18 protein-coding genes are annotated in these 19,238 nt (G+C 66.3%); 4 read left to right on the plus strand and 14 right to left on the minus strand.

Annotated elements, in window-relative coordinates; all coding sequences use genetic code 11:
* Window positions 1–389: 389 nt before the first annotated feature.
* The gene (locus WAL33_RS03265) at window positions 390–2,588 is read right to left on the minus strand and encodes a 3-hydroxyacyl-CoA dehydrogenase NAD-binding domain-containing protein (RefSeq protein WP_422178438.1); all 2,199 of its coding nucleotides are present in this window, start codon (window positions 2,586–2,588) and stop codon (window positions 390–392) included.
* Window positions 2,589–2,600: 12 nt separating this feature from the next.
* A complete protein-coding gene (locus WAL33_RS03270; protein WP_422178440.1) occupies window positions 2,601–3,806 on the minus strand; it encodes an acetyl-CoA C-acetyltransferase in 1,206 nt (401 codons plus the stop codon).
* Window positions 3,807–3,887: 81 nt separating this feature from the next.
* Between WAL33_RS03270 and WAL33_RS03275 the strand changes: the two genes are divergently transcribed.
* Complete coding sequence (locus tag WAL33_RS03275; protein WP_422178442.1) at window positions 3,888–4,820, plus strand: phytanoyl-CoA dioxygenase family protein; 933 nt, start codon at window positions 3,888–3,890, stop codon at window positions 4,818–4,820.
* Between the two features lie 8 nt (window positions 4,821–4,828).
* Here WAL33_RS03275 and WAL33_RS03280 read toward each other — a convergent pair whose 3' ends face one another.
* From WAL33_RS03280 to WAL33_RS03300, 5 genes are all read right to left on the minus strand, one after another.
* Entirely contained in the window at window positions 4,829–5,206 is a 378-nt protein-coding gene (locus tag WAL33_RS03280; protein ID WP_422178444.1) for a hypothetical protein, read from the minus strand.
* Window positions 5,206–5,592, minus strand: a complete 387-nt coding sequence (locus WAL33_RS03285) for a hypothetical protein (RefSeq protein WP_422178446.1) — start codon at window positions 5,590–5,592, stop codon at window positions 5,206–5,208. The genes WAL33_RS03280 and WAL33_RS03285 overlap by 1 nt, the downstream gene beginning before the upstream one ends.
* 1 nt (window position 5,593) lies before the next feature.
* Window positions 5,594–6,757 carry an acyl-CoA dehydrogenase family protein gene (locus WAL33_RS03290; RefSeq protein ID WP_422178448.1) on the minus strand — a complete coding sequence of 388 codons (1,164 nt, stop codon included), beginning with the start codon at window positions 6,755–6,757 and terminating at the stop codon, window positions 5,594–5,596.
* A gap of 2 nt (window positions 6,758–6,759) precedes the next feature.
* Complete coding sequence (locus WAL33_RS03295; RefSeq protein ID WP_422178450.1) at window positions 6,760–8,550, minus strand: acyl-CoA dehydrogenase C-terminal domain-containing protein; 1,791 nt, start codon at window positions 8,548–8,550, stop codon at window positions 6,760–6,762.
* A 96-nt stretch (window positions 8,551–8,646) separates the two neighbouring features.
* Window positions 8,647–9,126 (minus strand): MerR family transcriptional regulator, encoded by a 480-nt coding sequence (locus tag WAL33_RS03300; RefSeq protein ID WP_422178484.1) that lies wholly within the window; start codon window positions 9,124–9,126, stop codon window positions 8,647–8,649.
* Window positions 9,127–9,309: 183 nt separating this feature from the next.
* On the opposite strand from WAL33_RS03300, the gene WAL33_RS03305 reads away from it, so the two are divergent.
* Window positions 9,310–9,957: a S24 family peptidase gene (locus WAL33_RS03305; protein ID WP_422178452.1), complete on the plus strand. Its 648-nt coding sequence runs from the start codon at window positions 9,310–9,312 to the stop codon at window positions 9,955–9,957.
* Between the two features lie 7 nt (window positions 9,958–9,964).
* Here WAL33_RS03305 and WAL33_RS03310 read toward each other — a convergent pair whose 3' ends face one another.
* Complete coding sequence (locus tag WAL33_RS03310) at window positions 9,965–10,174, minus strand: hypothetical protein (RefSeq protein ID WP_422178454.1); 210 nt, start codon at window positions 10,172–10,174, stop codon at window positions 9,965–9,967.
* Between the two features lie 446 nt (window positions 10,175–10,620).
* Here WAL33_RS03310 and WAL33_RS03315 point away from each other — a divergent pair, with 446 nt between their 5' ends.
* Both WAL33_RS03315 and WAL33_RS03320 read left to right on the plus strand, forming a co-directional pair.
* Window positions 10,621–11,931 (plus strand): UDP-glucose dehydrogenase family protein, encoded by a 1,311-nt coding sequence (locus tag WAL33_RS03315; RefSeq protein ID WP_422178456.1) that lies wholly within the window; start codon window positions 10,621–10,623, stop codon window positions 11,929–11,931.
* Entirely contained in the window at window positions 11,928–12,905 is a 978-nt protein-coding gene (locus tag WAL33_RS03320; protein ID WP_422178458.1) for an NAD-dependent epimerase/dehydratase family protein, read from the plus strand. Before WAL33_RS03315 ends, WAL33_RS03320 begins: the two co-directional genes overlap by 4 nt.
* 28 nt (window positions 12,906–12,933) lie before the next feature.
* Here WAL33_RS03320 and WAL33_RS03325 read toward each other — a convergent pair whose 3' ends face one another.
* The 6 genes from WAL33_RS03325 to WAL33_RS03350 all read right to left on the minus strand — a co-directional run bounded on the left by WAL33_RS03325 (window position 12,934) and on the right by WAL33_RS03350 (window position 19,234).
* Entirely contained in the window at window positions 12,934–13,761 is an 828-nt protein-coding gene (locus tag WAL33_RS03325) for a glycoside hydrolase family 16 protein (protein WP_422178460.1), read from the minus strand.
* 70 nt (window positions 13,762–13,831) lie between these two features.
* Entirely contained in the window at window positions 13,832–14,974 is a 1,143-nt protein-coding gene (locus WAL33_RS03330) for a glycosyltransferase family 4 protein (RefSeq protein ID WP_422178462.1), read from the minus strand.
* Window positions 14,971–15,957, minus strand: coding sequence for a glycosyltransferase family 2 protein (locus WAL33_RS03335; RefSeq protein ID WP_422178464.1), 987 nt, complete (start codon window positions 15,955–15,957; stop codon window positions 14,971–14,973). The genes WAL33_RS03330 and WAL33_RS03335 overlap by 4 nt, the downstream gene beginning before the upstream one ends.
* Complete coding sequence (locus WAL33_RS03340; protein WP_422178466.1) at window positions 15,954–16,922, minus strand: hypothetical protein; 969 nt, start codon at window positions 16,920–16,922, stop codon at window positions 15,954–15,956. The genes WAL33_RS03335 and WAL33_RS03340 overlap by 4 nt, the downstream gene beginning before the upstream one ends.
* A gap of 114 nt (window positions 16,923–17,036) precedes the next feature.
* The gene (locus tag WAL33_RS03345) at window positions 17,037–18,065 is read right to left on the minus strand and encodes a glycosyltransferase family 4 protein (RefSeq protein WP_422178468.1); all 1,029 of its coding nucleotides are present in this window, start codon (window positions 18,063–18,065) and stop codon (window positions 17,037–17,039) included.
* Window positions 18,062–19,234 (minus strand): glycosyltransferase family 4 protein, encoded by a 1,173-nt coding sequence (locus WAL33_RS03350; RefSeq protein WP_422178470.1) that lies wholly within the window; start codon window positions 19,232–19,234, stop codon window positions 18,062–18,064. The genes WAL33_RS03345 and WAL33_RS03350 overlap by 4 nt, the downstream gene beginning before the upstream one ends.
* Window positions 19,235–19,238 lie beyond the last annotated feature (4 nt).

Genomic DNA, 19,238 nt, shown 5'->3' on the forward strand with positions numbered 1-19,238 from the left:
TGGTACGGTCGGGCGTCGCCGGGGTCAGCAGGCTGACCTCGACGCTGCGGGGCTCGACCAGGATCGGCGGGGCGGGCACGCCGATCAGCAGGGACCAGCCCAGCAGGGCGTGGAACGCCAACGATAGACCGCCGACCACCAGCAAGCGCCGTCGGGCCGATCTCATGGAACGTGGTCCTGGACCTGGCGCATCACGACCTTCCTGGCGGACCGCCGCTACGCCGTCATTGGCGGGATGCGTCAAAGATAGGCTCGATCTCACCAGGCCAAGCTCTAGCGGCGGGGTGCGGCGGGACCGTGGCCGGGACAAGTCAGGTTTGCAACGAACGGCCAAACGAAAAGGGCCCGGCGTCGCCGCCGGGCCCTTCCGTTATCGTTGGACGTCGCTTCTAGGCGGCGGCCTTCTCCTTGACGCCGAAGCGGCTGTAGAAGGTCTCGCCCTTGGCGGCCATGTCGCGCAGCAGCTGCGGCGGGGCGAAGCGCGCGCCGTACTTCTGGGCCAGGGCGTCGCAGGCCTCGACGAACTTGGCCACGCCCACGCCGTCGATCAGGCTGACCGGGCCGCCGGTCCAGGGCGCGAAGCCCCAGCCCAGGATGGCCCCGACATCGGCTTCACGCGGGTCGGTGATCACGCCTTCCTCGAAGCAGCGGGCGGCTTCCACGGCCTGGCGGTAGAGGAGCCGGGTGCGGATCTCCTCGATGCCGGCCTTGTCGACCTCGGCGATCTTGACCGGCGCCAGGTCGGACAGACCCTTCCACAGCACCTTGGGACCGTTCTCCGGATAGTCGTAGAAGCCCTTGCCGTTCTTGCGGCCGTAGCGGCCTTCGCCGTCGACCATCTTCTCGATGATCGTGGTGAAGGGACGCTCCTCGTACTTGTCGCCGAGGTCCTTCTTGGTCTGCTGGGCGATCTTGTAGGAGAGGTCCAGCGCGACATCGTCGTGCATCTCCAGCGGACCGCGCGGCATGCCGGTGGCCCGACCGACATTGTCGATGATGGCCGGGGCGTAACCGTCGGCCAGCAGCTCCATGCCTTCCTGCACGAAGGTGCCGAAGCAGCGCGACGTGTAGAAGCCGCGGCTGTCGTTGACGACGATCGGGGTCTTCTTGATCTTCAGGACATAGTCGATCGACTTGGCCAGGGCCTCCTGGCTGGTCTGCTCACCCATGATGATCTCGACCAGGCCCATCTTGTCGACCGGCGAGAAGAAGTGGATGCCGATGAACGAGGCCGGACGCACCGACGCCTTCGACAGGCCGGTGATCGGCAGGGTCGAGGTGTTGGAGCCGAAGATCGCCGTGTCGGCCAGTTGGGCCTCGGCCTTCTTGGTGACCTCGGCCTTGACCTCGCGGTTTTCGAACACGGCCTCGACCACCAGGTCCGAACCCTTGACCAGGGCATAGTCGGTCGTGGGGGTGATCAGGGCCAGGATCGCGTCGCCCTTTTCCTGGGTCATCTTGCCGCGCGAGACGGCCTTCTTGACCAGGCCCTCGGCGTAGGCCTTGCCCTTGTCGGCGGCTTCCTGCGTCTGGTCGATCAGCACGCTCTCGATGCCGGCCATGGCCTGCACATAGGCGATGCCCGCGCCCATCATGCCGGCGCCCAGGACGGCCACCTTCTTGACGTCGTAATGCGGCACGCCGGCCGGACGACCCGAACCCTTGCCCAGCTCCTGGAGGGAGAGGAACAGGGTGCGGATCATGCCCTTGGCCTGCGGCGTCATCATGGTCTTCAGGAAGTAGCGGGTCTCGATCCGCAGGGCGGCGTCGAACGGCACCTGCGTGCCCTCATAGACCGCCTTCATGATGTTCAGCTGGGCCGGATAGTTGCCATAGGTCTGCTTGCGCAGCATGGCGTTGCCCATCACGAACACCTGGCTGCCGCCGGCGGTGTAGGGACCGCCGCCGGGGAGCTTGAAGTCCTTCTTGTCCCACGGTGCGACCGGGTCGCCCTTGGTCTTGACCCAGGTCTTGGCGGCTTCGACAACTTGGTCGGCCGGCACGACTTCATGCACGACCTTGAGGGCCAGGGCCTCGGCCGGCTTCATCGACTTGCCTTCCAGCAGGTACGGCGCGGCGGCCATCACGCCGATCAGGCGCGGCAGGCGCTGGGTGCCGCCGGCGCCGGGCAGCAGGCCGACCTTGGCCTCCGGCAGGGCCAGCTGGATCTTCGGATTGTCGGCCACGACGCGATAGTGACAGGCGAGCGTGATCTCGAGACCGCCGCCCATGGCCAGGCCGTTGATGGCCGCGGCCACCGGCTTGCCGCAGGTTTCCAGGGCGCGGAACGCCTTGTTGAGCGCGAAGCCGGCTTCGAAGGCGGCCTTCAGGCCCTCTTCGCCGCCGGCGCCGCCGCCGATGCCGCCCGAACCACCGAGTTCACCCAGATCGGCGCCGGCGCAGAAGCCGGTCGTCTTGCCCGAAGTGATGACGGCGCCCTTGATGGAGTCGTCGCTCTTGATGCGCTCGACGACCTCGCCGACTTCCTTGATCACCGAGGCGGTCAGGGTGTTCATCGTCCGGCCGGGCACGTCGAAAGTGACCAGGGCCACGCCGTCGGAATCGACCTCGATCTTGAAGTTTTCCATGGTGTTAGCTCCTTAGACGCGTTCGATGACGGTGGCGGTGCCCATGCCGGCGCCGACGCACAGGGTGATCAGGGCGGTTTCCTTGTCCGAGCGCTCCAGCTCGTCGAGCATGGTGCCCAGGATCATCGCGCCGGTGGCGCCCAGGGGGTGGCCCATGGCGATGGCGCCGCCGTTCACGTTCATCTTGTCGTGCGGGATGTTCAGGGCCTGCATCATGCGCAGGACGACGGCGGCGAAGGCTTCGTTCAGCTCGTAGAGGTCGATGTCCTTGACCTCCATCTTCAGCTTCTTGAGCAGCTTCTCGGTGACCAGCGAGGGGCCGGTCAGCATGATCGAGGGCTCGCTGCCGATCGAGGCGGCGCCCTTGATGCGGGCGCGGGCCTTCAGGCCCAGAGCCTCGCCCATTTCCTTGGTGCCGATCAGCACGCCGGCGGCGCCGTCGACGATGCCCGAGCTGTTGCCGGCGTGGTGGACGTGGTTGACCTTCTCCACCTGCGGATAGCGTTGGGTGACCACGGCGTCGAAGGCCATGTCGCCCATGCCCTGGAACGAGGGGTTCAGCGAGGCCAGGGTCTGCATGGTGGTGGCGCCACGCACGGTTTCGTCGTGGTCGAGGATCGTCAGGCCCAACTGGTCCTTCACGCCGATCACCGACTTCTTGAAGCGGCCGTCGGCCCACGAGGCGGCGGCCCGGCGCTGGCTTTCGACGGCGTAGGCGTCGACGTCGTCGCGGCTGAAGCCGTACAGCGAGGCGATCAGGTCGGCCGAGACGCCCTGCGGGGCGAAATAGGTCTTGAAGGCCGAGGAGGGGTCGGTCGGCCAGGCGCCGCCGTCGCTGCCCATGGGCACGCGGCTCATGCTCTCGACGCCGCCGCCGATGGCCAGGCTTGCTTCCCCAGACGCGACCTTGGCCGCGGCCATGTTCACGGCTTCCAGGCCCGAGGCGCAGAAGCGGTTGATCTGCACGCCGGCGACGCTTTCGGCGTAGTCGGCGGTCAGCACGGCGGTGCGGGCGATGTCGCTGCCCTGTTCGCCGACCGGGGCGACGCAGCCCAGGACGACGTCGTCGACATAGGCGGTGTCGAGGTTGTTGCGGTCGCGCAGGCTTTCCAGAACCTGGGTGGCCAGGGACAGGGCCGTGATCTCGTGCAGAGATCCGTCCTTCTTGCCCTTGCCGCGCGGGGTGCGCACGGCGTCAAAGATGTAAGCGTCGGCCATTTGATGGCTCCTTCCTGCGTAGACTTGGATGGTTCGTTAACCAAAAAGGCGTCTGATTCCGGTGGTTTGGAGATCAGGACGATGACGGCAGCTGAGCGCTCGACGAACAAAGCCCACCCGGTGGTGAGCGACTTCATCGCGCGCGGCTATCATGTGTTCGGCGGCGGCGTGGACCCGGCGGCGGCGAGCGCCCTGCTGGCCAAGATCCGTGCGTTGCGCACGTTCGATGCGGACCTCTTCCTGTCGGAAGCCGAGTTTGACGCCGACCCGCAATATATAGGGGTCAACCCCGCGCCCGGCAGGAACCTGCTGGAGCGGTTCGAGGACGACCTGGCCTTCGTCGAGAAGGACCCGGCCATCGTCTCGGCCCTGACCGCCCTGCTGGGCGACGGCTACGAGGTCCTGCTCAAGAAGCTGATCTGCGGCGTGCCGGCCAGCGTCGTGCCCGACTGGCTGAAGGCCCGTATCGCCGGCAATCCGGTCAACAACCTGGGCGCCTATGTCAGGCCGCCGTTCCGGGACATCACCTATTTCTACGGCATCGACTTCCACCAGGACCTGATCGACTACAAGGACCGGGAAGCCGACTTCATCACCCTTTACATCTACCTGCACGACGTGGGGCCGCACGACGCCCCGCTGTTCCTGCTGGAGGACAGCCACAAGCTGGGCGGGACGCTGTTCCCGCATGATCTGACCAAGAACGAGGGCGGTTGGCTGTACCGCGACGGGCGCGGCCAGGAGGTTCAGACCAGGCAACACCTGCTGACCGGCCAAACCGGCTATGCGGCCATGTGGCACGCCTGCACCCTGCACGGCACCCAGCCCGACGCCGCCGACAACGAGCGGCTGAGCCTGCGCTACCTGATCGCCCGCAAGCCCGGCGTCGCCGCGCCCGGCATGGACGCCGTCAACGCCACCCTGCTGGGTCCGCTCAGCCTGGAGGCCACGCGCCAGGACCTGGACGCCCGCGGCGCGGCCCAGATCAAGGCCAACAGCGTCAACAAGGCGTAGGTCCGAAATCATTTCCAGGCGCCGATCGGCGACTTGGCGATCTGTCCGCACGACAGGCCGCGGGCCGAGGCCTTGGCGCTGTAGGTGACGCGATAGCCGAACTCCGGCGCGGGCAGCTTACAGGCGGTGAAGCCGGGCGTCGTCACCGACAGGTTCCAGTCAGCCACCTTCGAGCGCAGCAGGTTGTTGCACTGATCGACATTGGCCTTCAGCGGCAGCTCGAAATCGCCCGGCGGTTTGGAGGCGGGGTTCTTGGCCACCAGCTTGCCGGTGAAGAACAGCGGCCGTGGGCCGGCCGCGCGCACGCAGACGACGGCCGAGCGGCTGCCAGAATCGACTTGGGCCGAAGCGACCTGAGCGGGCGGCGGAGCAACGGCGATCGGCATCAGCGGGTCTCCTTGCATGTAAGCTGGCCAAACAAGCTCTTGCGATAGACGAAGGTCAGGCGTTCGCCGGCCTTGAGCGGCCGGGGCGGACGGCAGATCGTGTCGCCCCGGCGCTCACCATTCGCGGCGGCGATCACCGCCGGGGATTGGCCCGCCCGGACCACCAGCTGCGGCTTGGCCAGGGCCAGTCCATCGACGCTGGCGCAGCCGGTCTGGCCGGCCTCCACCGCCGGGAACGGCGTCTCGGCCAGGGGCTCGCGATAGGTCAGGCTGTTGCCCTCGAGCTTGGCCGAGGTGGTCTTGAAGCGGCCGTCGCGCACCAATCCGGACACGGCCATGTCGGTTGCGTTGGTCAGGCACAGGACGACGGCGGCTTCGAGCAGCATGCTAGAGCGTCCTTGCGATCAGCAACTTCATGATCTCGTTGGTGCCGCCATAGATGCGCTGCACGCGGCTGTCGCGATACATCCGGGCGATCGGGTACTCGTTCATAAAGCCGTATCCGCCGAACAGCTGCAGGCAACGGTCGACGATCTTGTTCTCCAGGTCGCTGACCCAGTACTTGGCCATCGAGGCGGTGACGGCGTCCAGCTTGCCGGCCAGATGCTGCTCGATGCAGTGATTGACGAACACCTTGGCCACGGTCGCCTCGGTCTTGCATTCGGCCAGCACGAACTGAGTGTTCTGGAAGTCGATGATCGCCTTGCCGAAGGCCTTGCGGTCCTTGACGTAGGCGATGGTGAGCTCCAGCGCCCGCTCGATGGTGGCCATGCCCTGGACGGCGATGTTCAGCCGCTCCTGGGGCAGTTGGCCCATCAGCTGGAAGAAGCCCTGGCCCTCGTCCGAACCCAGCAGGTTCTCGGTGGGGACCTTGACGTCGTTGAAGAACAGCTCGGACGTGTCCTGGGCCTCGTGGCCCAGCTTGTCGAGATTGCGGCCGCGCTCGAAACCCTCGACGCCGTCGGTCTCGACCACGATCAGCGAGGTGCCGCGCGCGCCGGCGGTCGGGTCGGTCTTGACCACGACGATGATCAGGTTGGCGGTCTGGCCGTTGGTGATGAAGGTCTTGGACCCGTTGATCACATACTGGTTGCCGACCTGCTTGGCCGAGGACTTGATCCCCTGCAGATCGGAGCCCGCGCCAGGCTCGGTCATGGCGATGGCGCCGACCAGCTCGCCGGTGCAGAGGCGCGGCAGCCAGCGTTGCTTCTGCTCCTCGGTCCCGTAGTGGAAGATGTACGGGGCGACGATGGCGTTGTGCAGGCTGATGCCGAAGCCGTCGACGCCCTTCAGGCCCAGCTGCTCCATCAGCACGGCCTCATGGCGATAGTCGCCGCCGGCCCCGCCGTATTGTTCCGGAACGGTCAGGCCCAGAAGGCCCGCCCGCCCGGCGGTGTTCCACATCTCGCGGTCGACGACGTGGTTCTTGCGCCACGTCGCCACCACGGCCTCGGGGGCGTGCTCGTCGAAGAACTTGCCGACCGCGTCCTCGAAGATCGCGATGTCCTCTTCGGCCATGAAGGCCGGCTTTTCGACGTTGAGCACGCCCATGATCAGAAGGCCTCCGCGGGCAGCGCCATCAGGGTCGCCGAACCGGTCTTCAGCTTGGCCAGATGCGCCCCTGCGTCAGGCAAGATGCGCTCGATGAAATATTTCGCCGTGACGACCTTGGTGGTGAAGAACGGGTCGGTCGAGCCGGCGGCGATCTTGGCGTTGGCCGCCTTGACCATCAGAGCCCACATGTAGGCCAGGCCGGCCAGGCCGAAGAGATGCATGTAGTCGGTCGAGGCCGCGCCGGCGTTGTCGGGGTTCTGCAGGCCGTTCTGCATCAGCCACATGGTGCCGTCCTGCAGTTGGGCCTTCACGCCGGCCAGGGCCTCGATGAACGGCTTCAGCTCGGCGTCGCCATCGTTCTCGCCGATGAACTGATCGATTTCCTGGAAGAAGGTCATCACGCCGCGGCCGCCCTTGGCCGCCAGCTTGCGGCCGACCAGGTCGAGCGCCTGGATGCCGTTGGTGCCCTCGTAGATCAGGGCGATGCGGACATCGCGCAGATACTGGCTGGCCGGGAAGTGCTCGGTGAAGCCGCTGCCGCCGTGCACCTGCATGGCGTCCGAACAGATCTTGAAGCCCTTGTCGGTCAGGTAGCCTTTCAGCACTGGGGTCATCAGGCCCATATAGTCCTCGGCCTTGGCGCGCACGGCCTCGTCCGGATGATGGTGCGCCAGGTCGCCGTGCAGGGCGGTCCAGAACAGGAAGGCGCGGCCGCCTTCGATCAGGGCCTTGCTCTCCAGCAGCATGCGACGCACGTCCGGGTGGACGATGATCGGATCGGCCGGGCCGTCGGGGTTCTTGGGGCCGGTCAGCGAACGGCCTTGCAGGCGGTCCTTGGCGAAGGCGGCGGCCGCTTGATAGGCGGCCTCGGCCTGGGCGACGCCCTGCAGGCCCACGCCGATGCGGGCCTCGTTCATCATCACGAACATGATCTTCAGGCCGGCGTTCTCTTCGCCGATCAGCCAGCCCTTGGCGTCCTCGTACTGCATCACGCAGGTGGCGTTGCCGTGGATGCCCATCTTCTCTTCGAGGCCCACGCACTTGGCGCCCTCGTTGCGCTCGCCCACCGAACCGTCTTCCTTGGGCAGGAACTTCGGCACGATGAACAGGCTGATGCCCTTCACGCCGGCCGGGGCGCCCTCGATGCGGGCCAGCACCAGGTGGACGATGTTGTCGGCCATGTCGTGCTCGCCGGCGCTGATCCAGATCTTCTGGCCGGTGATCCTGTAGCTGCCGTCGGCCTGCGGGACAGCCTTGGTGCGCAGCAGGCCCAGGTCCGTGCCGCAGTGCGGCTCGGTCAGGTTCATGGTGCCGGTCCACTCGCCCGAGACCATCTTGGGCAGGTAGAGGTCCTTCTGGGCGTCGTTGCCGCCGGTGTGAATGGCCGAATAGGCGCCGTGGGCCAGGCCCGGATACATCGAGAAGGCCATGTTGGCCGAGCTCGACATCTCGCTGAAGGCCAGGTTGACGACATGGGGCAGGCCCTGGCCGCCATAGGTCGGATCCGAACCCAGGCCCGTCCAGCCGCCTTCGCACAGTTGCTTGTAAGCTTCCTTGAAACCGTCCGGCGTCTTGACCGTGAAGTCCTTGTGCCAGACGCAGCCTTGCTTGTCGCCGACGCTGTTCAGCGGGGCCAGGACCTCGCCTGTGAACTGGGCGGCGGCCTCGAGGATCTGCTCGACGGTCTCGAAGGGCGCATCGGCGAAGCCCGGCAGATTGCCGTGCTGATCGATGTTGAGCACGTCGCGCAGAAGGAAGGCGTGTTCGCGAACGGGCGGCTGGTAGGTCATGAAACGGTCCTGGTCAGTCAGATCGGGGAGGATCGGGAAGAAAGGCGGTGGTTCTCTGCCTCCCTCCGATTTCGGAGGGAGGGCGCGGGTCAGGTTCTACTTGCCTAAAGCGGCCTCGCCGTGACCGTCGAGTCGAGCGCGCAGCACCTGGTCGTAGTCGGCGGCGCGAGGCAGCAGGTCCGGGCGGATTTCGGCCAGGCGCCGCTCGAGGCGGGCGCAGGCGTCGTGCAGTTCGATCAGGGCGCCGTCGATGTCCTCGCGCTGCTGTTCCAGCGCCAAGGCGCGCTCGCGGAACTTCTTCAGCGACCGGGCCATCTGGGCCGCGCCGTCGTCGTTTTCGTCATAGAGGTCGAGCAGTTCGCGGATTTCCGACAGCGACAGGCCCACGCGCTTGCCGCGCAGGATCAGTTGCAAGCGGACGCGGTCCTTGTGGGAATAGACGCGGTTGAGGCCCTCGCGGGCCGGGGTCAGCAGCCCCTTGTCTTCGTAGAAGCGCAGCGCGCGAGGCGTGGCTTTGAACTCGTTGCACAGCTGACGGATTGTAAACGTGCGCTCTGGACGTCGCAGGTCGGCCAACATTCGAACCCTCCCTGGGCAGGCCCGACTTCTGCGGACGGGCCGGTTGGTTATCGTCGATCACCATATGGCCGCGACAATCTGACGTCAACGTTTACGTAAGCGTCAACTTGGCCGCGGAGGGTTAGGTTTACTTTCCTAGAGGGGAGGCATATTTTCCGGGGTCACGGCCAGGAAGCAGCCATGTCGTCTCTGTCGCACACCGAAATCTGGACCGCGATCGACGCCCTGGCCAAGCGCTTCGACATGAGTCCTTCGGCCATGGCGAAGCTTGCTGGCCTGGACCCGACCAGCTTCAATCGTTCAAAGCGCGGCGAAGGGGAGTCTCGTCCGCGCTGGCCCTCGACCGAGAGCCTGGCCAAGGTGCTGGAGGCGACGGGGGTCGGCTTTTCGGAGTTCGCGGCCCTGACCGAGCGGGCGCCCAGGCTCGATCCTCGCCGCGATCCGCGCGCCGTGCCGCTGATCGGCTTCGCCCAGGCCGGAGCCGAGGGCCTGTTCGACGAAAACGGGGCCCCGAGCGGCGCCGGGTGGGACGAGATCGATTTTCCGGGGTTGGCCGAGGAGGGGGTTTACGCCCTGGAGATCAGCGGCGACGCCCTGGCGCCGATTTTTCGCGACGGCGACCGCATCCTGGTCTCGCCGACCGCTCCGCCCCGACGGGGCGACCGCGTGGTGGTGAGGACCACGGGCGGCGAATTGCTGATCAAGGAGATGGCGCGGGTCACGGCCCGCAGCGTCGAACTGGCTTCGCTCAATCGCGACGGCCAAGACTTGACGCTGGACCTGGCCGAGGTCGTGTGGATCGCCCGCATCCTGTGGGCGAGCCAATAGGTCTAGATCAGGTGCGCGGGCAGTTGCCGTGCTTGCTCTGCAGCCAGGCGGTCAGATCGCCTTCCCACGGAGCGTCGCACGAGATGTCGACGCGGTAAGACGCCCAATTGTCGTTGTGGGCGGCCTCGACATGCGCGGCGGGGAACTGGACGGCCAGTTCGCCGAGCAACGAGTCGAATTCCGAGCGGTCCGACGGGCGGAGAGTGAAGCAAGCCATGAGACTAACCTTGGTTTTAATGGACCGAGACTAGACTGCAAATTGCGGACAGACCCTTAACCGACAATTTATCCGCCGTTCATCTTTCGGGTCATGGTGTCGCAGGGGGCGCCGGCGCCGTTTCGTTGGGCAAGATCGCTGCGAAGCGATGAGAGGGCCGCGCCGAAGGTGAAAGTTCAGGTGTTCCGACGACGGTTATAGAAATCTCTCTGGGCGGAGCGAGAAGAACTGACGTTTGAAATACGATCTAGCTTGCCGGTCGATGCTGTATATTTTCGCCGCGCGCGCGGCGCCAGGGTGTGTTGGCCGGCTGCATTTTCCGTCGCGAAATGGACCGATGGGCTAAATATCGCCTGATCACGATTGCATCTGGCGGTTGGACAATGATAGCCGACGTCTAACTTTGTCCCGCCGCATTGGGCGGGGGCCTATTAAGGTGGGGATTTATGCGCGTAGCGATGATTGGCACGGGCTATGTGGGCCTGGTTTCCGGCGCTTGTTTCGCTGACTTCGGTCACGTGGTGACCTGCATCGACAAGGATCCCAACAAGATCGAGCGCCTGGAGAAGGGCGAAATCCCGATCTTCGAGCCGGGCCTGGACGATCTGGTGGCGCGCAACGTGCGCGAAGGCCGCCTGTTCTTCACCCTGGAAGGCGCCAAGGCGATCAAGGAAGCCGACGCGGTGTTCATCGCCGTGGGCACCCCGACCCGGCGCGGCGACGGCCATGCCGACCTCAGCTACGTCTATGCCGCCGCCGAGGAGATCGCCGGCCTGATCGAGGACTTCACCGTGATCGTGACCAAGTCGACCGTGCCGGTGGGCACCGGCGACGAAGTCGAGGCGATCATCAAGAAGGCCCGTCCCGACGCCCAGTTCGCCGTGGTCTCCAATCCGGAATTCCTGCGCGAAGGCGCGGCGATCGAGGACTTCAAACGTCCCGATCGCGTCGTGGTCGGCACCGAGGACGAACGCGCCCAGGCGGTGATGCGCGAGCTTTATCGCCCGCTGAGCCTGAACGAGACGCCGATCGTCTTCACCGGCCGGCGGACCAGCGAGCTGATCAAGTACGCGGCCAACGCCTTCCTGGCCATGAAGATCACCTTCATCAACGAGATGGCCGACCTGTGCGAGAAGGTCGGGGCCGACGTGCAGCAGGTGGCCCGCGGCATCGGCCTGGACAAGCGCATCGGCGGCAAGTTCCTCAACGCCGGTCCCGGCTATGGCGGCTCGTGCTTCCCCAAGGACACCATCGCCCTGGTGCGCACCGCTCAGCAGTACGGCGCCCCCGTCAAGCTGATCGAGACCACGGTGGCGGTGAACGACGCCCGCAAGAAGGCCATGGCCGAAAAGGTCGCGGCCGTCCTGGGGACCGACGACCTGGCCGGCAAGACGGTCGGCGTGCTGGGCGTGACCTTCAAGCCCAACACCGACGACATGCGCGACGCCCCCAGCCTGGACATCCTGCCGGCCCTGATCGCCAAGGGCGCCAAGGTTCAGGCCTTCGATCCGGAAGGCGCCAAGGAAGCCGCCCACATGATGCCGGGCGTGAACTTCGTCGCCGGCCCCTACGAGGCGGCCCAGGACGCCGACGTGCTGGTGATCATCACCGAGTGGGACCAGTTCCGGGCCCTGGACCTGGACCGGCTCAAGAGCCTGCTCAAGGCTCCCATCATCGTCGATCTGCGCAATGTCTATAAGCCCGCCGAGATGGTCCGCGCCGGCTTCACCTACGCTTCCATCGGACGCGGCGCATGAGCACCGGGCCGGTCATCGTCACCGGCGCCGCCGGCTTCATCGGCATGCACGTGGCCGAGCGCTTGCTCGACCGCGGCGAGACGGTGATCGGCGTCGACGTGTTCAACGACTACTACGACCCGACCCTGAAGGCCGCCCGCGCCGCTCGCCTGGACGGCCGGCAGGGCTTCAGCATGGTTCGCATGGACATCGCCGACGATGCGGCGATGATGGCGCTGGTCCGTGACAGCGGCGCCAAGCGGATCGTCCACCTGGCCGCCCAGGCCGGGGTCCGCTATTCGATCGAGAATCCCTTCGCCTATCAGCGCTCCAACCTGGCCGGCCATCTGTCGGTGCTGGAGGCCGCGCGCCACAACGGCGTGACCCATCTGGTCTACGCCTCGTCCAGCAGCGTCTACGGCGATCGCCCCCTGGCGGGCGCGGGCTTCAAGGAAACCGATCCCGTCGACGCGCCGGTGTCGCTCTACGCGGCCACCAAGCGCGCCAACGAGCTGATGAGCATCAGCTACGCCAAGCTCTACGGCTTTCCGATGTCGGGCCTGCGGTTCTTCACCGTCTACGGCCCCTGGGGCCGGCCGGACATGGCCTATTACGGCTTCACCCAGAAGATCCTCAACGGCGAGCCCATCGAGGTCTATGGCGAAGGCAAGATGGCCCGCGACTTCACCTATATCGACGACATCGTCGACGGGATCGTCGGCGTGCTCGACAACCCGCCGGCGCCGGGCGGCCACGAACTCTACAACATTGGCGACAATGATCCGGTCGGCCTGATGGAGATGATCACGACGCTTGAGGCCGCTCTTGGCCAGCAAGCCACGAAGATCATGCGTCCCATGCAGCCCGGCGACGTGACGGCCACCTATGCCGATATCGACAAGCTGAATGCGCTGACGGGCTACAAGCCCAAGGTGAAGCTCGCCCAGGGCCTGGATCAATTCGCCAAGTGGTGGCCCACCTTCCACAAGGCCTGACGGCCATCGAGACCAAATATCCTAGATGCTACCGGTCGCCGATGAGCGCCGGAGGCAGAGCGTAGGCCCGGACGTAGTCGATCGTCATCAGAGACGGGTTCTGCGCCCGCCCGAGCGACGCCTTGGTCATGGCCAGATCGACCAGCATATACAGGGGCTGCCCGTATTCCGGCAGGGCCGGAAACTCGTAGGTCTGTTCGCGGTCGAAATAGAAGGCCACCCAGGTCGGCGTCACCATCACCCCGTAGGTGTGATACTCGGCCAGGTCGGCGTTCGGGACCTTGACCTGCTTGGAGAAGTGCCAGCGCTTCTGCTTTCCGGGCGTCAGGTGAAGGCCATGGTGCAGCACGCGCGGTTGGTCGCCATAGGCCTCCACGGCGTCGATTTCGCCTCGGGTCGTGCCGGACTCCGTCACGTTGTTCAAGGTCAGCAGCCAGAAGGCCGGCCACGTCGCCGGTCCGGTCGGCAGCCGGGCGCGCATCTCGAAATAGCCGTAGCGCTGCGAAAAGCCCCTTCCGTGGGAATCCACGGTCTGCATGGTCCCGCTGGTCCAGGCCTTGCCGTCGGTCGACGCCCGGATCGTCAGCTCGCCATTGGCCGCCGAGAACGGCCCGGTCGGTCCCGGCGGGACCAGGCGCGCGGCCCCGAAGGTGTAGTGCACCGGCGCGAACCACGGCCCCGCTCCGCCATCTTTCGTCACGCTGAGCGTGTCGAAGTCGTCGTGAAAGGCCAGGGTGAAGCCCTCCGGATCCAGCTTCGCGGGCGGCCGGTCAGCCCTGTCCCGGGCCTCGACGTTCGAGGCGCCGAGAACCGCCACGACAACGACGCAACTGATGCAACGCCAAGAGCTCGACATCTGCAGTCTCCTCCAGATCAGGGCCGGAGAGAAAAACCTCGACGCCGTTCGTGTTGGATTGGTGGCGCCGCTAGTCCTCGGTGAACAGTTCAGGGAAAACGCCTCGGGCGAAGCGCCTCCAGGTGAATTCCGAGGCGCGGCTGCGCGCGGCCAGGCCGGCGGCCCCGCGCTGGTCGCCGTCCGCCGCCAGTTCGGCGAGCTTGGCGCCCATGCCCCCGACGTCGGACGGCTCGAACAGATAGCCGCCCGTATCGCCGAGCACCTCGGGGATGCCGCCGGTGCGCGTGGCGATTGTCGGACACCTTTGGGCGGCGGCCTCGAGCAGGACCAGGCCGAAGCCCTCGACCTTGCCGTCCAGCGGTTGGGCGCAGAGGATTTGAACCAGGCTGCGGGCGTAGAGCCGCCGCAGGTCGTCGTTCGACAGGCGGCCCGTCACCAGCACCGACACGTTCAGCGCGCGGGCCCGGGCCTCGATCTCGGCGACATAGGTGTCGCTCTCGGCGCGTCCCGCGATCACGTAGACGAAGGCTTCATCCAGCTCTTGGGCCTGGGCGGCGGCAATCACCTCGACCGCCTGCAACTGGCCCTTGCGGGGCTCGACACGGCCCACCGTCGAGACGACCCGCGTCTGGGCCGGCAGGGCGGCAAGGCGCGGATCGTCGAACGGACCGTCGAGCGGTTCGAACCATTCGGCCTCGACGCCCAGATAGTCGACCTGGCCCTGGGGCGCGGCTCCGAAGCTCTCGACGAACAGGGCCAGGGTCGCGGCCGAGTTCGAGCACAGCGTCTCGGCGCTCAGATACGAGGCGCGAACCAGGCTGCGGGCCAGCGACGGGCCGGTGAACTTGGTCACCTCACTGCCGTGGATCATCACGCGATAGGGTCGCCCCGTCAGCTTGTGAAAAACATAGGCCAGAACGACCGTGCGGATATCGGCCGCGAAGATGATCCGGTCCCGCGATGCTCCGACCAGCATCGCCAGGCTGCGCAGCGCGGCCTTGGGCGAGATCTTGTGATGCCGCAGGATCCGCCGCACGTCCGGCTCAGCGCCGGGCGGCGGCAGGTCGGGATAGTCGGGCGCGATCACCGTCAGGGACTTGCCGCCCGCGCGGACTTCGTCCGCCAGCCGGCCGGCGACCGTGCCGATGCCCCCCGGGAACGGCGGATATTCACAGGTCAGGATGACAGCGCCGCGCGCCGCGGAACGACTCATGGCTCCTGGATTCCAAGCGCCGCACGACGCGCCTTCAGGCGGCGGCCGAACAGATAATTGATCGGCCGCGCGAAGAAGGCCGAGCCGATGTAAGTCGCCCAGGCGCGCCAATTGAACATGTCCAGTCGGGTGGCCAGGCGAAGCAATTCGGCGGCGGCCTTGTCGTCGCCCAGCAGGAACTTGTGATTGCCCAGCTTCCTGGCGCGTTCAGCCAGCCGCTTGGGCGCCAGCCGCAGGAGGCGCGGCTCGTCGGCCGCGGCCTTGAAGGCGACAAAGGCGTGATAGGCCATCAGATCCTTGCGCCCGCCGGTCACGCTCTCCTGGCGATTGCGCTTATAGAGGAGGGGCTCGTCCACCAGTCCAAACCGCGACGTCTTGGCCAGCCGCAGATAGAAATCGGTTTCCTCGAAACAGGCGATGGCGGCGTCCATGCCGCCAACCTGGCGATAGGCGTCCGCTCGCATCAGGACGGTGGAGGGCAGTATGGGCGGATCGTTCATGAAGAACGTCATCACCAGGTCTTCCGAACGGGTGATGTCCAGCACGCCGGCCCGTCTGGCCGATTCGAGGTCCGCGGAAAAGGCGTAGAAATCAGCATAGACAAGGTCCAGGCCCGGATCGCGGGCGAACAGCTCGACCTGCCGCTCGATCCGCCGCGGGGCCCAGAGATCGTCGCCGTCCAGGAAAGCGACCAGCGGCGAAGCGGCCGCCGCGACGCCTTTGTTGCGCTGGGCCGCCTGGCGCGCGCCGCCGGGCCCGTAGATGACGCGGACGCGAGGGTCGATCGTCTCGACCTGGGCCAGCACCGCCAGGGTTTCGGCCTGTGATCCGTCGTCGAGCACAATGACCTCGTCGATCAGATCCGACCGGGTCTGGTTCAGGATCGACCGGACCGCCTCCATGATGAAGGCGCCTTCATTGAAGCAGGTGACGATGGCCGTAACGCCGAGCCGCTCGTCGCCGGCCCGTGATTCCCCGCTCATGAGCGTTCCATTTCCGTGGCGACCAGAGCGTCCAATCGCCGCCGCATTTCGTCGTATCGCGAGTCGAAAACGGCGTCGGCGCTGATTTGCCCCGGCACGTCGTGACTCAGGCGCTTGAAGAGCTGCGTCAGCTCGCGCCGGGGCTGGGCCGGCGACTTGATCAGGCCGTCTCCGATCGGGGAGTGAAGCAGAGACGGAACCAGGCTCGCATAGGCCTTCTTGGCCAGAATCGACGCCACGCGCCGCGATTTGGGCAGAGCCTGGTGATCGATATAGGCCTTCAACGCCGTCATTTCGCCGTCGGCGCCCTGCGCGAGCTGTCGGCGGTCAAGGTACTGGCTGATCATGAAGTCGGATTTGAGCTGATGCGCCCGGTGCGCCGGGCTCAGCGTCGGCAGATCGATGGGCGCGTAATCCATGTCCAGCGACAGCGTCCAGTCCAGCCACTTGAAGCCGCTGATCTCGCTGGAGCTGCGCAGGGGGATCCACGGCACCCGCAGAGCGTCGCAGATGATGGCCGCGTGCATGGCGTCGGCCAGGACCAGGCGCGCCCGGCCCAGCGCCTTCAGCGTCTCGAAATGGTCGCCCCGCGGATCCAGAAAGGTGACGCCGGCGTCGGAACAGACCGCCGCCCAGTCGACCAGATCGACGACCGATATATGGGGCATGAACACCACCCCCTCCCGCTGGGACGGCGGCGTCTTCAACTCGTCGAACGAGGCCAGCAGGATCGCGCCGTCCGTCACGGCCGTCTCGGCCGGCAGCCCCAGCACCCGGGCCGTCAGCGGCCCTCGCACACAGTCGAACCGCCAGTCCTGGTCATCCGCTCTCGGCACGGCGGCGCCGTAGCCGACGCCGCTGGAGAACACGATCTTGCGGCCGCTCTGGGGGGCCGGCATGCCGATGATGGTGCCGATGCCCAGCATGTGCGCGCCGTCCTCGCGGTCGAGCAGCTCAGGCGGCATCAGCCTGTTCCACATCCACGCATTGAGATCGTCTCCGAGGTTGCCCTCTTTGGATTTGTAATAGTGGATATTCACACAAACCTCCGGTCTCGCTGCGCGAGCTTAAAACAATGGTCAGGCGGCCATCTCATGGAGGATCTTCGCCACCACCACCGATGGTTTGAAGCTGGCCACGTGATCCGCCACCCGCCGCCGATAAGCCTCGTGGGCGCTGGTCGACTGGCGGTGCAGATCAAATTTTTCCCGCGCGGTCTTCAGGGCGGCGTCGAAGCTCGCCTCGTCGTCCGGGTCAAAGAAGACGCCCAGGTCTCCGGTGGTTTCGGTCAGGCCGCCCCGGTTCGAGAGCACGGTGATCGCGCCGGCGGTCAGCCCTTCCAGCGCGACGGCGCCGAAGGGCTCTTCCCACAGCGAGGGCACCAGGACGTAGGCCGCCGCTCCCATTTCCCGCGCCGTATCGGGACCCGAAAGAGGACCCACGAAGTCCACGCCCGGCAGTTGTCCGGCGCTCGTCATGCTTTCGATCGTGGCCGACAGGGATCCCGCGCCGACGACCCGGAGCTTCTCGACGCCCAGAGCCTCGCGGATGCGCGGCCAGCGCTCCAGCATCCACATCACGCCCTTTTCGGGCTCGAGCCGACCGACGAACAGGACGTCGGCGCGCTCGTTCGGCGCGCGAACGACGTCCGGCGTGATGTTGTGCGAACTGGAGAAGGGATGCGTGACCACATACCGCGGAAAGCCGCTCTTTCGGCCGATGAAGGCGCTGGTCATGAAGTGGCGCGCGCGCGGCAAGACAGCCCTCCGCAACAGATCCGCCGAAAACAGGGAACGCGACAATTTGAACGCGCTTTCCGAATGATGCTGCAACCCGAACGGCCTGCGCAGGATCACCAGCGGATAAATCAACTGAAGGGAGAGATTGGCTAAAATGAGCACATCGGCTTGCTTGTACAGCCGGAAAAGCGTCAGCGGTCCAGGCCGCCGCACCACCCGATGGCCGTAGCCTTCCGTCGGCCCGGGCTCGAGGGTCACGACGGTGACGTCATGTCCGGCCTTGGCGAATTCCGACGCCTGGATCGCGACGGTCGTCGACACGCCGCCGATAGCCGGAAGAAAGCCATAGCTGGCGATAACGATCTTCATGCGTGAGCACTCCTCGCCGACGCGTCGTTCGCGAGGGATCGGTACAAATCCTGGTAATTGGCCGTGACCACTTTGATGTCGAAGCGGGCGCGCGCGTAGCTGCGGGCGCGGCCGGACATTTCGGCCCAGGCCTCGGGCGTGACCTTGGAGATCAGCCGCAGTCCGTCCTCGATCGAGGCCTGGTCGACGCCTTCGAGGAAGAAGCCGGTTTCCCCCGGAAAGATGTGGTCGACACAGCCGCTGACCCGCGTCGCGACCGGCACCACGCCCTGGGCCATGGCTTCGAGCATGGCGTTCGAGAGGCCCTCGGCCTTGGACGGCAGCAGAAGCCAGCCGTAGGTCTCCAGGATCTGGATCGTGTTGTCGACGTGACCCATGTAGCGGACGCCGCGATCCGGCTGGGCGGCGATCAGGTCCGCCACCTCCTGGGCGTCCTGACCGCGACCATAGATGTCGAGCGTCAAGCCGGTCGTCGGGGCGGTCGTGAGGGCGGCGCGGGTCATGGCCGGCACGTTCTTGTCGGCGGCCAGCCGGCCCAGGAACAGGCAACGGCCGTGGCGCGCGAGGTCCGGCTTGGCCTGGGTGTCGCGGGGAAGCGGCAGGCCGTTGGGAATGATCCTGATCCGCTCTTCCGGCACCTCGGCCTGCAGCAGATCGGTCCGGATCGAATCCGTGGTCGCCACGAAGACGTCGGTGTGGCGGGTGACGAACCGGCGCCCGGCAGGCCCGAAATATTTGCGTGACCCGATCGTCAGGATGTCGGCGCCCTCGCCGCCGGTCGCCGACTTCACGATGGAGGGAATGCCGAACAGCCATCCGGCGATCGCCGAGACGAAGGCGTGGATACGGATCTGGTGGCAGTGCAGGACTTCGATCTTCGAGCGGTTCAGCGCGATCCAGACCAGCAACTGGGCGGCCCAGATGATCGAAGCCGGAAGATAGCGACCCGACACCTGCGGGCTGGCGTAGGTCCAGAACAGCCGCACGGGAACGCCGTGATCGTCCGACCAGCGCGCGCGCGACAGGCGCCGGGTGCTGCCGAGCACGATCACGTTCTCGCCGGTCGACCGCAAGGTCCGGCTCAGCAGCCGGGCCTGGGCTTCCAGGCCGCCGCTGGCGTTGGTGTCGTCATAATGACAGATCATCATGACGCGATACTTCTGACTCATCTCG

Origin of the sequence: Caulobacter sp., assembly GCF_049283275.1 — a bacterium.
In the GTDB taxonomy this organism is placed as follows: domain Bacteria; phylum Pseudomonadota; class Alphaproteobacteria; order Caulobacterales; family Caulobacteraceae; genus Caulobacter.